Source organism: Acinetobacter sp. ANC 4173 (assembly GCF_004331255.1).
Lineage (GTDB): Bacteria > Pseudomonadota > Gammaproteobacteria > Pseudomonadales > Moraxellaceae > Acinetobacter.
In genome coordinates this window covers 196,061-210,820 of sequence record NZ_SJOF01000002.1, presented here as the reverse complement: position 1 = coordinate 210,820, position 14,760 = coordinate 196,061, and the positions used below count along the sequence as shown (strand labels likewise).

Below are 14,760 nucleotides of genomic sequence, written 5' to 3'. Positions count from 1 at the left end.
GCTAAAAAAATAATTATTTTAATGCTTATCTTGACAAGAGATATGATGTCTTATAAGTTTTATATCACAAATTTTAGTCAATCAGACAAGGAGCATTTCAATGTCGGCTACTACACCTATTGTTAAATCAATCAGAGCAATACCTGTCGCGGGTCATGATAGTATGCTGCTGAATTTGAGTGGTGCTCATGGTCCCTATTTCACCCGTAACATCCTTGTTATTGAAGATAATTCTGGCAATATTGGTGTTGGTGAAATTCCGGGTGGCGAGAAAATTCTGGCAACACTAAATGATGCAAAAGCATTGGTTGAAGGTCAGCCGATTGGTGAATATAAAAATTTATTAAAGAAAATTCATCAAACCTTTGCAGACCGAGATTCAGGCGGTCGCGGGAACCAAACTTTTGATTTAAGAACAACAATTCATGTGGTGACTGCATATGAGTCTGCGTTACTGGATTTACTTGGCAAACACTTAAATGTGAATGTTGCAAGTCTGTTAGGCGAAGGGCAACAACGCAGCGAAGTAGAAGTACTGGGCTATTTATTCTTTATTGGTGATCGTAAGCAGACCTCTTTGGACTATGCAACTTCGCAGCATTTAAAGCATGATTGGTATAACGTGCGCCATGAAAAAGCATTAACACCTGATGCAATTCAGCGTCTTGCTGAAGCATCATATGACCGCTATGGTTTTAAGGACTTTAAATTAAAAGGCGGTGTATTACCTGGTGAACAAGAGGCGGAAGCAGTAACGGCTATTGCACGCCGTTTCCCAGATGCTCGTGTAACACTTGATCCAAATGGCGCTTGGTATCTAGATGAAGCGATTGCTTTAGGTAAGCATTTAAAAGGTGTATTGGCTTATGCTGAAGACCCTTGTGGTGCAGAGCAAGGTTTTTCCAGCCGTGAAATTATGGCCGAATTTAAGCGTGCAACAGGTCTTCCGACTGCAACCAATATGATTGCTACCGATTGGCGAGAAATGTCGCATAGTATTCAATTACAAGCCGTTGATATTCCGCTTGCGGACCCTCATTTTTGGACGCTTGAAGGTTCAGTTCGCGTTTCACAATTGTGTCAAATGTACAATTTAACGTGGGGTTCGCATTCAAATAACCATTTTGATATTTCATTGGCCATGTTCACGCATGTTGCAGCTGCGGCGGTCGGCAAAGTGACAGCAATTGATACACATTGGATCTGGCAAGAGGGAACAGACCAGTTAACCAAGCAACCTCTTGAAATTAAAGAAGGTAAAATTCAAGTACCGACAGCCCCAGGTTTAGGTGTTGAGTTGGATTGGGACAGTATTAACCGTGCACATGAACTTTATAAAGCGAATAGTTTAGGCGCACGTAACGATGCAGAAGGCATGCAATTTTTAATTCCAGATTGGAAGTTTAATAACAAAAAGCCTTGTCTTGTTCGCTAAGTAAGCCATCTTACATTTTTAGAAAGCTGCCTTCTGGCAGCTTTTTTTATTTTCTGGCAAATGATTTGACGGAACGGAGTCGTTGTCGTGTAGGGTCGATATGTTGTTGAGTTTATTTTTGTTTAATAAGTGTTTGATATTTAATGGTAATAAAAAATAAATAAGCTGTTTCTTGAAAAGTGATTGAAAAAAACAAAACATATGATGTAAGATGTCTGACAACGGCAAACAAACATGGAGAACTGCTAATGGATGCTCTTGAATTAAAAAGTATTGTTTCAGATGGTTTACTTTCTTTCCCAGTAACTGACTTTGATAAAAATGGCGATTTTAACAAAGCAACTTATCAAAAGCGCTTAGAGTGGTTAGCACCTTACGGCGCAAGTGCACTCTTTGCTGCAGGCGGTACCGGTGAATTCTTCTCATTAACTGGCAATGAATATTCAGAAGTCATTAAGACAGCAGTAGATACTTGCAAAGGTAGCGTTCCGATTATTGCGGGTGCAGGTGGTCCAACACGTCAAGCAATTGCACAAGCGCAAGAAGCAGAACGTCTTGGTGCACAAGGTATTCTTTTAATGCCACATTATTTAACTGAAGCAAGCCAAGAAGGTTTGATCGAGCACGTTAAACAAGTTTGTAACTCTGTAGATTTCGGTGTCATTTTTTACAACCGTAGTGTATCGCTTTTAAATCTTAAATCATTGCAAGAATTGACAGAAGCTTGTCCAAACCTGATTGGTTTTAAAGATAGTTCTGGTCAAATTGATATGATGACAGGCATTACTCAAACTGTAGGTGACCGTTTATCTTACTTAGGTGGTTTACCAACTGCTGAAGTATTTGCTGCACCATACAAAGCATTGGGTTGCCCAGTGTACTCATCTGCAGTATTTAACTTCATTCCAAAAACTGCAATGGAATTCTATAACGCGATTCGTGCAAATGACACGGCTACAACTGACCGTTTAATTAAAGATTTCTTCCTTCCTTTAATCCAAATTCGTGACCGTAAAGCAGGTTATGGCGTAAGTATGATTAAAGCGGGTGCGAAGATTGTAGGTTATGATGCGGGTCCTGTCCGTCCACCATTAAGCGATTTAACTCCGAAAGACTACGAAGATTTAGCTGCATTAATTGCAACTTTGGGTCCGCAATAAGTTTATAAATTCAGGCATTGGAGTTAATTCATGGCAATTAATAATGGTAAACAATTTATCAATGGTCAGCGTGTAGCAACACATGCACCTGCAATTGAAAGTATTAATGCAACTGACTACCAACTCACAGGTTATGTCTACAGCCAAGCAACGCTTGAAGAAGTCGACGCTGCGGCAAAAGCTGCTGAGGCTGCCTTTGCTGTATATAGCCAAACTTCGCAAGGACAACGTGCTGAATTTTTAGAAGAAATTGCAGTACAAATTGAAGCTTTGGGTGCAAAGCTGCAAGAAGTTGCTGCTTTAGAAACAGGTTTGCCTTTGCCACGTTTGCAAGGTGAAACAGGTCGTGTAACAGGTCAGTTGCGTTTATTTGCTCAATTGTTACGTCGAGGTGATTTTTATGCTGCACGTATAGATCCTGCATTGCCAGAACGGAAACCAATGCCGCGCGTGGACATTCGTCAATGCAAAGTGGCTTTAGGCCCAGTGGCAGTGTTTGGTGCAAGTAACTTCCCATTGGCGTTCTCGACTGCTGGTGGTGACACAGTTGCTGCTTTAGCTGCGGGTTGCCCTGTAGTATTTAAAGCACATTCTGGACACATGGCAACTGCGGAACTGGTGGGTGAAGCCATTGAAAAAGCAGTAGTAAACTGTGGAATGCCAGCAGGCACGTTCAACATGATTTTTGGTTCACGTGTTGGTGCAGATTTGGTGGCACATCCACTGATTCAAGCGGTTGGTTTCACAGGGTCTTTGGAAGGTGGCATGGCGCTGTATCATCTTGCGCAAAACCGTCCGCAACCGATTCCTGTGTTTGCTGAAATGTCGAGTGTGAATCCAGTTGTGGTGATGCCTCAAGCCTTAGCTGCTCGTGGTGCGCAAATTGCACAAGAGACTGTTGCATCATTTAATATGGGTTGTGGTCAATTCTGTACCAAACCAGGGTTAATTTTAGGGGTGAAAAGCCCTGAATTTGACCAATTTGTTGAAGGCTTAATTGCACATACCCAACAAGCTGTGCCACAAGTCATGCTCAATCCCGGAACTCTAAAAAGCTACCAACAAGGTATTGCTGAGTTAAAAACAGAAGCTGGTTTTGAACTGATTGCTCAAGGTCAGGAAGCAACATTGATTTCACAAGCATCGGCGAACTTGTTCCAAGCAGACCAAAGTGTGTTGTTGGCGGGTAATGCCAAATTACAGCACGAAGTGTTTGGTCCAATGTCGATTGTAGTTGGGGTTGACGATGAAGCGACATTGTTACAAGGTCTTGAACAATTGGCAGGTCAATTGACAGCTACCATTATTGGTGAAGATGCTGAACTAGCAGCAGCAAATCAATTATTGGCATTGTTTACCCGTAAGGCTGGTCGTGTACTGTTTAACGGCTTCCCGACTGGGGTAGAGGTATGTGATGCTATGGTGCATGGTGGCCCATTTCCTGCAACTAGCGATGCACGTGGCACATCGGTAGGTACAGGTGCCATTGAACGTTTCATGCGCCCAGTCTGTTATCAAAATACACCACAGGTGTTATTGCCAGCAGCATTGAAAGATGAAAATCCATTGCAAATTAATCGTTTGATTAATGGTGAGCTGACCAAAGCGGCACTTTAATTTAATGGATTAAACCAAAGCCACGCCGTGATTGATCATGGCGTGGCTTTATTGAGGACAGTATTTTATGGAAAGTTTTAATTGCAGCAATGCCAAAGCGGTATTGTCCATGATTATGGATAAGGCGGTGGCTGGTGATCCTGTTGAAATTACCCGTAAAGGGCGAGAATCGGCGGTAATGATTAGTAAAGCATCTTATGACGCTTATAAAAAGGCAGAATTTGAGGCAAAATTTCCCACAACACATCAAGAGTCGCTGTAGCGTACTGCTGAATTGCTTGCATAAAATAGACATTGTATAGAGGCATTTTACATCGGTGAGAGGGAGTGAATGTCGCTATGGCATTTCCTTTTCAGGTAAACAATGCTAGTTTGAATACGCTCTTAAAGCATTTATTATTTTATAATTGTGATTTTTATTGATACTGAACTCTAATACACTTGATATAGGATTATTGGTCAGGAATATAGTAAACTAAGTCTCTAATTTTCCAACATTTGGTGAGTCTCCTTTATTATGTCTAGTGCGATTAAATCTAGATCTGCAAAAAAATTAAGCCAAATCATTGTAGAGCAATTGATCGAAAAAATTCAGTCAGGGGATTTTCAGGTTGGAGAAAAAATTCCGACAGAACTAGAACTTATTGAACAGTTTGAAGTGAGTCGCTCGGTGATTCGTGAGGCGATTACTGAATTACGTTCTTTAGGTTATGTCGAAACACGTCATGGTATTGGTACCTTTGTTAAAGAGCAGAACACAGAGCAAAACTTTCTACTTTCGAATGCCAGTTTAGAAACCATTAATGACATTGTTGCCTTGTTGGAACTACGAATTAGTTTGGAGTCTGAAGCGGTATTTCTGGCTTCAGAGCGTCGTAAAAAAGTGCATATTGATAAAATGAAAGCGGCACTGGATGCTTTTGAACAACATATTTCTTCTGATGTAAATGACGGTACGGTAAAGGCTGATTATGACTTTCATATCGCAATTGCCGAGGCATCGGAAAATCAATATTTTGTCGATTTTCTGAAGTATTTAGGTGAAAAAATTATTCCACGCGCGCGGGTAAAATCAATTGAACAAAGCCCTGTCAATCGTGAAGACTACTTAAAAACAGTACATCATGATCATGTGAACATCTTCAATGCAATTGTGGACCAGGATGGACTATTGGCGCGCCAAATGATGCGTGCGCATTTATCCAAAAGTATTAAAAAATTTAAGCAATAAGATTGGGTTGTCAGTCCATCAAGTTATTGTTGTGATTTAAAAAGCAGAGCCATCCCAGTGATGGCTCTGCTTTTTTCTTAGAGAAGGTTTTGTGGATTGCCTTGGATGTTTTGATTGATATTGCTTTCTAAAATTGCAAACAAACGCTGCTGTGCTTCATTGGTTCCCCATGCAATATGGCCTGTAATTAAGACATTGTCATGGCGACGTTGTAACTGAAGCAATGGATGATTATCGGCAGGGGGTTCCTGATTTAGGACATCGGTACCAAAGCCCGCAATTTTCTTGCTGTCAATGGCTGTAACGAGGTCGGCATCATGCACTAAAGCACCACGTCCAACATTAATCAGGATGCTGTTGTCCTTCATTAAGTTAAATACAGAAGCATCCATCAAGTGTTGGGTTTCCGCATTCAGTGCGCAGTGTAAAGACAAAATATCAGCCTGTTGTACGGCTTGCTCAAACGGTACATAACCATCACGGCATTCGACGGTATTTTTACGTTCACTAAAAATGACCTTCATACCAAAGGCTTCTGCTTTTTGCGCAAGAGATAAACCAATTCTTCCTTTCCCCATAATGGTTAGGGTTTTGTTCTTTAGCTCACCCATCGGTGCTGCAAGAAGAAATGAGTTACCACCGTTAGACCATCGACCTTGTTTCACACCTTCAGTTTGCTGATTAAAGTTTTTAATTAGATTAATCATGAGGGTAAATGCATGTTCTGAAACCGCATCACTGGCTTGACCACGAATATTGCAGACTTGAACGCCATGTTGTTTTAACAGGGGCAGATTGACATGGTCAAATCCAGTAGAGCAGATCGCCAACAGTTTCAGGTTTGGATTATTGGCTAAGACCTGTTCATTCACATTTAAGTCACTAATAATAATGACATCTTGGTCATGGACTTGTGTTTGAAACTGGTCTTGGTCAAGTTGTTGGAATTCGGTGTATTTCACAGGGAAGTCAAATTGAAACTGTTGATCAATCAAGACGTATTTTTCAGTACAGGTTACTTTTATTGCAGACATAATCAAGAGATGAATAAGATATGATGTATGACATCATATCTTTGCTAAGCTTAAATTTCTAGCGAATAGAAATCTATTCCCCCTTAAATTTGATGGATTGTCTGAAAATGCTTATTACGCTACAGATGGTGTGGTGAGTAAAGGCGTTGAATTAAATCTGGATGGTGAAATCAATGATAATTGGGGGCTGAGCTTTGGTGTTGCTAACTTTAGCGCCAAAGATGCCAAAGGCAATGACGACAACCCGACCAATTCACGTACGACAGCAGATATATTTGTGAAGTATAAAAATGAAGCGTGGTATGCAGGTGGAGGTTTGAACTATCTCAGTAAGATTTATACAGGGACAGGTGCTACGCGTATTGACCGAGGCGATTTATATCTTGCCAATGCAATGCTCGGTTATAAGTTTGATTCAAACTTTAGTACTCAAGTGAATGTGAATAATATTTTTGATAAAAAATATTATGAAGGGATTGGTGCAAGTGCAATGGCTTGGGGCGAACCCCGCAATGTAACTTTGAGTATGAATTACAAGTTTTAAAGCCTAATTTTTATCACATTAAAAGACCTGAAAGGGGCTTTTAATGTCTGAGGAATTATAAAAATATAAGGTTATTTCGAAACAGTTCAAATAATAAGTAACGCTAAAATATCAAAAAAATAGATAGTGTGAATTAAAAAATATAAATTGGATTAATCTTAAAAAATAACCAATGATAGAAATCTAAGCAATTTAGTAAGGAATGCTAAAAATGGACAAGAAGATAAAAGTTGCTGTGATTGGTGGTGGAATTGCAGGTTTAGCCCTGATGACCCAATTGGTTAAAAATCCGAATTTAGATGTGCATTTATATGAAGCAGCGGCACAGTTTTCTGAAATTGGAGCGGGAATTTCCTTTGGTGCCAATGCGGTTAAAGCGATTCAACTCTTGGGTCTAGCCAATGAATATGAACAGATTGCAGATAAAGTCAAAGCGCCTTTTACCGACATTTGGTTTCAATGGCGAAACGGTTATACCGATGAATACTTATCCAGTTCGGTTGCGAAAGATGTGGGACAATCTTCGGTGCATCGTGCCGATTTTCTTGAAAGTTTAATTCCCTTGGTGCCACAGCAAAACGTACATTTCAATAAACGGGTTCAAGAGGTTACCGCAACGAATGACCGTGTTGCGATTCAACTGATGGATGGTGAATTAGTTGAATGTGATTATTTGATAGGCTGTGATGGAATTCATTCAGCGGTGCGGAATCATGTGTTGGATTCGCACCAGTTACCACAGGTAAACCCTGAATTTTCAGGGACATGGGCATATCGAGGGATCATCAAGTTTGAAGATTTTCAGCACGCGATACAGGCATTAGGAAACGATTCGGAACTGGCAAATGTTCCACAAATGTTTTTAGGAAAGGATAAACATATTTTGACTTTCCCCATTCGGCAAGGGGCTGAAATTAATATTGTTGCATTCAAGTCAGACCGAACTCAAACCACACTCCCAGCCAATACAGCATGGACTCAAGCAGTGTCTAAACAGGACATGTTGGCTGACTTTGCAGATTGGAGTCGTAGTTGTCAGGCATTGCTGAATTTGATTGACCGTCCAACCATTTGGGCTTTACATCAAATTGCGCCATTAACCACGTATCAAAATAAAACTCAAAATGTCATTTTAATCGGTGATGCTGCACATGCCATGTTACCTCATCAAGGGGCAGGGGCAGGGCAAGGTTTGGAAGATGCATTGATATTGGCAAACTTATTGGCACATCCACAGTTAAGTATCAAAAACTTAACATCAGTCTCTAAAATTTATGAAGAAATTCGCTTGGATCGGGCGGTAAAAGTTCAATATACCTCGCAGGAATCGGGAGAGATTTATGAGCTTTATTCTAAAAATTATCCAAGTTTTGAGGATGTCGGACTACATTTGGCGCACCGTTTTGACTGGTTATGGCAACATTCACTGGAACAAGATATTGAGAATGCAAATGCGACTTTAACATTGGAGATAGAGCAAGGTCTAAAGCTGGCTGGTTAAGCCCCAAAAATATAAATTTGCACAGAATATAAAGACCAGGGAGGTCTACCATGCAAAAAATTAATGCAAATGAAATCATCGATCATGCTCAATTAAAAGCCATTCATTGGCGCGTGATTTTACTCAGTGCGCTGATCATTATCTTTGATGGATATGATTTGGTGATTTATGGGGTAGCTCTCCCCAAGCTGATGGCGGAATGGCAAATTAATAGCATTACTGCAGGTTTTCTAGGCAGTATTGCGCTTTTTGGCATGATGTTCGGTGCTATCATCTTTGGTAGCCTGAGTGATAAATTAGAAGGTTATGGTTTTAGCCGTAAAAAACTGATTGTTTTATGTATTTGTTTATTCAGTAGTTTTACTTTGCTGTGTGGCTATGCAACCAATCCTCAGAACTTTGGTGTTTTCCGCTTTTTGGCTGGCTTAGGTTTGGGTGGTGTGATGCCCAATGTGATCGCTTTAATGACTGAATATACTCCGAAGAAACTACGTGCTACCTTGGTTTCATTGATGTTTAGTGGTTATGCAGTAGGTGGGATGTGTTCGGCATTATTGGGCATGTGGTTGGTGCCACAATTTGGCTGGAAAATCATGTTTATTCTAGGAGGAATTCCGCTTTTATTAGTCCCTGTAATTTGGCTGTTACTGCCTGAGTCGATTGATTACTTGGTACGTCAAAAGAAAACTGAAAAAGCTGCTGCTATCCTGAAGCAGATTGATGACACCGTGACATATACAACACAAACCGAAATTAGTCTGCATCAGAATAACCAAGTTTCTTCTAAAACGCCTGTCAAAGATTTATTTGGCGAGGATCGTGGACCGATTACGTTGCTGTTCTGGGGCAGTGTGTTTATGGCTTTGGTTTTGGTGTATGCCTTAGGTAACTGGTTACCAAAATTGATGGTAGAAGCAGGTTATGATTTATCAACCAGTTTGGTATTTTTACTGGCACTGAATATTGGCGGGATGTTGGGTGCAATCTGTGGTGGCTTTTTAGCAGACCGTTTCAATTTGGCGAAGGTACTCTGTTGCTTATTCTTAAGTGGAGCCATCGCATTATTTTTACTGAGCTATAGTTTACCAATGGTGATCTTGTATCTTTGTATAGCCGTGGCAGGGGCAGCTTCAATCGGGGGACAAATTTTATTATTGGCTTATATGTCGCAATTCTATTCATCCAATATTCGTGCAACGGGTTTAGGCATGGCATTGGGTGTGGGTCGACTGGGTGCAATTTTAGGACCAATATTATGTGGTTGGTTGCTGAGCCTGAGTTTACCGATTAATTATAATTTTATTGCACTGGCAATACCTTGTATTCTTGCTGTGATGAGTGTTTCTACCATTCATTTACGATTGAAAAAAACAAAATTAGAAGCAAAAGTGGTGCAAGCCTAAAGGGACATAGGGAGGCGATTGAGTCTCCCTAATTTTATGGAAGATATAAATTGATTGATCTGAGTCTGATTAAAGTTTTTATTATTATTTATGAAACCAAGAATATTAGTCATGCCGCGGAACGCTTAAACTTAAGTCAACCGTCGGTCACATATAATTTAAATCGGCTTCGAAAATTTTTGAATGATCCTTTATTCGAAAGAGATAAATTTGGGGTGAAACCAACCAAGTTAGCCCAAAGTTTATATCCAAGTTTCAGACAATCTATTTCTGAGATTGAAAAAGCCATTACGGCTTCACAAGAGTTTAATCCTCAAACTTCGCAACGAGTTTTTCGTTTAGGTTTATCCGATTTGGGTGAAATCTGTTTACTCCCTTCACTGATTCAATTTCTTTCAAAACATGCACCGTTTATGAAGATTGAAATTGAAGAAATTCAATCCAATAAAGTTGAAGAGTGGTTGGTTGAGGGGTTTTTAGATGTCGCGGTATTTAATAGTAGCTATACCGTGATGCCAAAAATCGAATCACGAAATTTATTTGAAGAACGCTATATGTGTATAGCGCATAAGCATCATCCACGTGTACAGAATCAAGTGAGTTTGCAGCAATATTTACAAGAAAAACATGCGGCGATTAAATCCTCAACGGGGCATATTGAAATTGATCAAAAGCTGAAAGAGCTGGGATTAAAAAGAAATATCATGCTAGAACTCCCTCATTTTAGCGTTTTACAAGATGTTGTGACCAGCTCAGAACTTTTAGTCACTTTGCCTTCGCGAGCTGCCAAAGTTTATGAGCGAAACAGTGAGGTGAATGTTTTTGAATTACCTTTTACAGTGAAACCGTTTAATGTCAGTGTAAATTGGTATAACCATCACGATGATTTAGAAGCGCGAGCATGGTTTATACAGACCATTCAAAATGTGTTTCAGCGCTTATAGTGCATATTGCTTCATCATAATATCTAAAAATCATAAAGCTTATTCGGGTGCATTTTTGAACTGAATTCGCTCGAATGTTTGAGCGATTTTCCTATCTTCAAGTCTTTAAAAATGGATCTTTGGATACTTGCTTCTCAGTATTTATTTAGTTTACCTTTTCATGAAGATTATTTCGTACAAAACTAGAAATAAGTCTGAGAAAAGCATTGTTCTATACGTGAAAATTGTGAATACTCATCCCGCAAAATTCATGCTGTAAGATTATCTTTTGGGGTTAGGCAACGACTGTGAATACGTATCCATTTTCATTTTCTCATTTACAAAAAGCATTACTGGCGGTTGGTTCATTTTCATATCTAGGACTAAGCTCAGGAATGGCTTATGCAGCAGATGAAAATGAAACCGCACAACTTGCGACAATCACGGTAACCGCTGATAAAGCACAGGCTGCCTATTACCAGCCTCAGGTGAATTTGACGGGGTTTACACAGCAAACTCAGGCTGAAATACCGGCTTCACTGACGACAGTTACAGCACAACTTATTGCAGACCAACATGCTAAAACACTCACGGATGTCGTGAAAAATGATGCAGCCGTCGGGGATGGCTATGCACCAATTGGTTACTATCCGAATTTTATGATGCGTGGCTTTATGCTTAATGCAGGGTCAAGCTATTTACTGAATGGTCATTTACTGCGTGGCCAACAAAATGTAGCCCTTGAAAATAAAGCACAAGTTGAAATTTTAAAGGGCATTAGCGCTATTCAAAGTGGTATGTCAACGCCTGGTGGTGTAATCAACTATGTCACGAAACGTCCTGAAAATGTTCGCTCTTTAACGATTGAAGGGGACAGTCATGGAGGCAATCGTGTCGCAACAGACCTAGGTGGCTTGTTCGGCGAGAAGCAGCAGTTCGGTTATCGAATTAATCTTGCAAAAGAAGAAATCCACCCTTATGTGGATCATGCTGATGGTCAGCGTGTATTCGGTTCTTTGGCTTTGGACTGGAAAGTGTCAGATCGTTCAAAATTGGAATTTGATCTTGAGTCACAACGTCAACGCCAACGTTCAGTTCCAGGTTACCAGTTACTGGGCGGAACGGCTCTTCCAACCAATGTGAATTGGGATCGTTTACTGGGTTATCAAAGCTGGGGCAAACCTGTTACCAATGAAAGTCTAAATGCTGGTTTAAAATATACCTACCAATTTAATGACAATTGGACGGCAAATTTAGCTGCTTCACAAAGTCGTGTCGTGGTGGATGATTACTCGGCATTTCCTTGGGCGTGCTATAGCAGCGTGTGCGAGATTTCTGGTTTAGGTAATAGTTTTGATGCTCAGGGTAATTACGATATTTATGAGTTCCGCAGTCCGAATGACAGTTATCTCACCAACCAGTTTAAAACAGGTCTAAATGGGAAGTTTAACACGGGCACATGGCAACATAATCTAAGTTTAGAATTATCACAGACCTATAAGCGTCATGCACAGTATGATGCAGTCAATGTGCAAGTCGGTTCAGGCAATATTTATACAGATAGTGAAACTTATAACCCTTCAAATGTTCCTTTGGGGAATCACTATAAATCTCTTGATAGTCAGCAAACAGCCTTAAATGTATTGGATCAGATTGAGTTTAATACAGCGTGGTCTGTTCTATTGGGCGGTAAGTTGCTGCATTTAGATGAAAATGCTTATGCCGCAGATGGGAGTAATATTCGAGAGACCAATTTAGATCGTTTCTTGCCACAATTCGCAGTGATGTATCAACCTTGGGAGCATACACATGTGTATGCCTCTTATGCCAAAGGCTTAAGTGATGGTGGACAGGCACCATGGTTTGCCAATAATGCATTTGCAACATTGTCACCTGTATATTCTGCTCAGTATGAATTGGGGATTAAACAGCAATGGCAGGCCTTGTTGTTTAGCGCAGCACTGTTCGATCTCAAGCAAGATAACCAGTATACCAATGCAAATTATGATTATGTCACAGATGGTGAACAGCATAATCTGGGTCTAGAACTGGGTGTACAAGGTCGCTTAAGCCCAAACCTTGATATTTCATCAACTATGGCTTTTATTGATTCACAACTTAAAGGTATTGATGCGGCTGAATATAGTGGGCATCAAACACAAAATGTACCAAAATTACGTTTTGCCAGTCATGTTTCATATGCTGTGCCACAAGTGGATGGCTTGAGATTGTTGGCAGGTATGCAATACAGTAGTGACAAATATGCCAACAAAGCAGGCACGGTCAAAGTTCCAAGTTTTACTGTGTTCGATATTGGTTCAGCTTATAACTTCCGCGCTTATGGGTATGACAATACGCTGCGTTTAAATATTGATAATTTGTTTAACAAGAAATATTGGCGTGATGCAGGGAGTTTCTTTGGGGATGATTACTTATTCTTAGGTGCACCGCGTTCAGCACAATTCTCATGGACAGTGAATTTCTAGTTTAATATTTTCTAGCTGTTTAATTGCTTAGTTGAGGGACATTTGTCAGATGGTGAATGTCCCTTATTTATTTTAAGGTTGAAGCACTTTTTTATAAGCCGATTTACTCTGTTTCAGTTTTATAAATTTTGAACAGCCATAGCGAAACTTTAAAGTGAATCTGGTTTACGGGTATGGATGGGAGTTGTAAAAGAAGGTTCTTTTCAGTTTTTCCCATCAAATCCTGCCGACCTAGAGTTATGGGCGTGGAACTTATAGATAACTTGACTATATCTGTATATACCTTTTGAGGGGTACAGGGTAAACTGCGAAGAATTAAGTTAATCTGTATCGAGTAATTACATGGCAATAAAAAAAGAGCCGAAACAAGACCTAGAGCTAACTATTGATGCAGATAGTCCGATCCCGATTTATATGCGAGTGAAGCAATTAATTACCACTAAAATTAATCAAGGGTTATGGTCAACCAATCAAAAAATTCCGTCTGAAAGTGAATTGGTCAACCAGTTGGGTTGTAGTCGTATGACCATTAATCGTGCACTACGGGAGTTAACGGCAGAAGGCGTATTGGTTCGAGTTCAAGGGGTGGGTTCTTTTGTCGCAGAGCAACAAGGACAAACTTCATTGTTTCAAATCAATAATATTGCTGATGAAATCCAAGCAAGAAAGCATGAGCATCGTGCTGAAGTGATTGTTCTAGAAAGTATTCATGCGAATGCTTTGCAAAGTCTGCAAATGGAGGTACAAGAAGGTCAGCTCCTTTATCATTCCATTATTATTCATTATGAAAATGATATTCCTGTGCAAATTGAAGATAGATTGGTCAATTCGTATTTGGTGCCGAATTATTTAAAACAAGATTTTTCGCAAATAACTCCCAATGCATACTTAATGCAAAATTCGCCCATGACCGAGGGAGAGCATATTGTAAAAGCGGTTTTGGCATCTGCTCAAGAATGTAAATGGCTCAAAATCAATAAGGCAGAACCCTGTTTATTTATTCAGCGTAGAACATGGTCAAATAAAAACCTCATTTCTAGTGCGCGTTTGATTTATCCAGGCAATCGATATCATTTGGAAGGTAAGTTTAATCCGTAACATAATGGATTGACGAAACCACGGGTATAGAAAGTTGCTTATATCTCCGTACGCAGCTTTGTCGAGACCCGATAAAAGTTCAAATTTAAAAAAATTAATCATTCATTTTGAAGATTCATCTACCATCATCCACAACGTTGTAACTCTGGTGTGTTCAATAAAAACGCTGGTTGAACAGCGTGAAGTCATACAAGTTCTAAGCTTAAAATTTAGAAAATCAAATTTTTTCGGAAATGCATAAGTCATCTTATGCATTTTTTTTTGTATTTAAATTAATGGGTTGATGGAAAATTAAAAAAAATATTGTATTAATGAAAAAATCTATAGT

11 protein-coding genes and 1 pseudogene are annotated in these 14,760 nt (G+C 39.8%); 11 read left to right on the top strand and 1 reads right to left on the bottom strand.

The genetic code is table 11. The features are described from left to right. Positions 1 to 100: 100 nt before the first annotated feature. From gudD to E0H94_RS03350, 5 genes are all read left to right on the top strand, one after another. Positions 101 to 1,435, top strand: a complete 1,335-nt coding sequence (gene gudD / locus E0H94_RS03370; RefSeq protein WP_131325132.1) for a glucarate dehydratase — start codon at positions 101 to 103, stop codon at positions 1,433 to 1,435. Positions 1,436 to 1,683: 248 nt separating this feature from the next. After that, on the top strand, positions 1,684 to 2,595 hold the full coding sequence (gene kdgD, locus E0H94_RS03365; RefSeq protein WP_131325131.1) for a 5-dehydro-4-deoxyglucarate dehydratase: 912 nt from the start codon (positions 1,684 to 1,686) through the stop codon (positions 2,593 to 2,595). Between the two features lie 30 nt (positions 2,596 to 2,625). Then, the gene (locus tag E0H94_RS03360; protein ID WP_131325130.1) at positions 2,626 to 4,212 is read left to right on the top strand and encodes an aldehyde dehydrogenase (NADP(+)); all 1,587 of its coding nucleotides are present in this window, start codon (positions 2,626 to 2,628) and stop codon (positions 4,210 to 4,212) included. A 67-nt stretch (positions 4,213 to 4,279) separates the two neighbouring features. Next, positions 4,280 to 4,474, top strand: a complete 195-nt coding sequence (locus tag E0H94_RS03355; RefSeq protein WP_131325129.1) for a type II toxin-antitoxin system prevent-host-death family antitoxin — start codon at positions 4,280 to 4,282, stop codon at positions 4,472 to 4,474. A gap of 255 nt (positions 4,475 to 4,729) precedes the next feature. Further along, positions 4,730 to 5,443 carry a FadR/GntR family transcriptional regulator gene (locus E0H94_RS03350; protein ID WP_131325128.1) on the top strand — a complete coding sequence of 238 codons (714 nt, stop codon included), beginning with the start codon at positions 4,730 to 4,732 and terminating at the stop codon, positions 5,441 to 5,443. A 77-nt stretch (positions 5,444 to 5,520) separates the two neighbouring features. Here the strand turns inward: E0H94_RS03350 and E0H94_RS03345 are convergent, their stop codons facing one another. Next, positions 5,521 to 6,477 carry an NAD(P)-dependent oxidoreductase gene (locus E0H94_RS03345; RefSeq protein ID WP_131325127.1) on the bottom strand — a complete coding sequence of 319 codons (957 nt, stop codon included), beginning with the start codon at positions 6,475 to 6,477 and terminating at the stop codon, positions 5,521 to 5,523. A gap of 100 nt (positions 6,478 to 6,577) precedes the next feature. On the opposite strand from E0H94_RS03345, the pseudogene E0H94_RS03340 reads away from it, so the two are divergent. From E0H94_RS03340 to hutC, 6 genes and pseudogenes are all read left to right on the top strand, one after another. Then, positions 6,578 to 7,021 (top strand): annotated as a pseudogene (locus E0H94_RS03340) (TonB-dependent receptor domain-containing protein); the annotation flags it as partial. Positions 7,022 to 7,232: 211 nt separating this feature from the next. Beyond that, positions 7,233 to 8,522: a salicylate 1-monooxygenase gene (gene salA, locus E0H94_RS03335; protein ID WP_131325126.1), complete on the top strand. Its 1,290-nt coding sequence runs from the start codon at positions 7,233 to 7,235 to the stop codon at positions 8,520 to 8,522. A gap of 50 nt (positions 8,523 to 8,572) precedes the next feature. Then, positions 8,573 to 9,925: an MFS transporter gene (locus tag E0H94_RS03330; protein ID WP_131325125.1), complete on the top strand. Its 1,353-nt coding sequence runs from the start codon at positions 8,573 to 8,575 to the stop codon at positions 9,923 to 9,925. Positions 9,926 to 9,978: 53 nt separating this feature from the next. Then, on the top strand, positions 9,979 to 10,869 hold the full coding sequence (locus E0H94_RS03325; protein WP_227548546.1) for a LysR family transcriptional regulator: 891 nt from the start codon (positions 9,979 to 9,981) through the stop codon (positions 10,867 to 10,869). 287 nt (positions 10,870 to 11,156) lie between these two features. Continuing rightward, the gene (locus E0H94_RS03320) at positions 11,157 to 13,334 is read left to right on the top strand and encodes a TonB-dependent siderophore receptor (protein WP_131325123.1); all 2,178 of its coding nucleotides are present in this window, start codon (positions 11,157 to 11,159) and stop codon (positions 13,332 to 13,334) included. Between the two features lie 342 nt (positions 13,335 to 13,676). After that, entirely contained in the window at positions 13,677 to 14,432 is a 756-nt protein-coding gene (gene hutC, locus E0H94_RS03315) for a histidine utilization repressor (RefSeq protein WP_165495578.1), read from the top strand. Positions 14,433 to 14,760: the final 328 nt, after the last annotated feature.

What these genes read in the sequence shown, in the direction of transcription:
- gudD (WP_131325132.1), top strand. Translation starts at nt 101, where the DNA reads ATGTCGGCTACTACACCTATTGTTAAATCAATCAGAGCAATACCTGTC.
- kdgD (WP_131325131.1), top strand. Translation starts at nt 1,684, where the DNA reads ATGGATGCTCTTGAATTAAAAAGTATTGTTTCAGATGGTTTACTTTCT.
- E0H94_RS03360 (WP_131325130.1), top strand. Translation starts at nt 2,626, where the DNA reads ATGGCAATTAATAATGGTAAACAATTTATCAATGGTCAGCGTGTAGCA.
- E0H94_RS03355 (WP_131325129.1), top strand. Translation starts at nt 4,280, where the DNA reads ATGGAAAGTTTTAATTGCAGCAATGCCAAAGCGGTATTGTCCATGATT.
- E0H94_RS03350 (WP_131325128.1), top strand. Translation starts at nt 4,730, where the DNA reads ATGTCTAGTGCGATTAAATCTAGATCTGCAAAAAAATTAAGCCAAATC.
- E0H94_RS03345 (WP_131325127.1), bottom strand. Translation starts at nt 6,477, where the DNA reads ATGTCTGCAATAAAAGTAACCTGTACTGAAAAATACGTCTTGATTGAT.
- salA (WP_131325126.1), top strand. Translation starts at nt 7,233, where the DNA reads ATGGACAAGAAGATAAAAGTTGCTGTGATTGGTGGTGGAATTGCAGGT.
- E0H94_RS03330 (WP_131325125.1), top strand. Translation starts at nt 8,573, where the DNA reads ATGCAAAAAATTAATGCAAATGAAATCATCGATCATGCTCAATTAAAA.
- hutC (WP_165495578.1), top strand. Translation starts at nt 13,677, where the DNA reads ATGGCAATAAAAAAAGAGCCGAAACAAGACCTAGAGCTAACTATTGAT.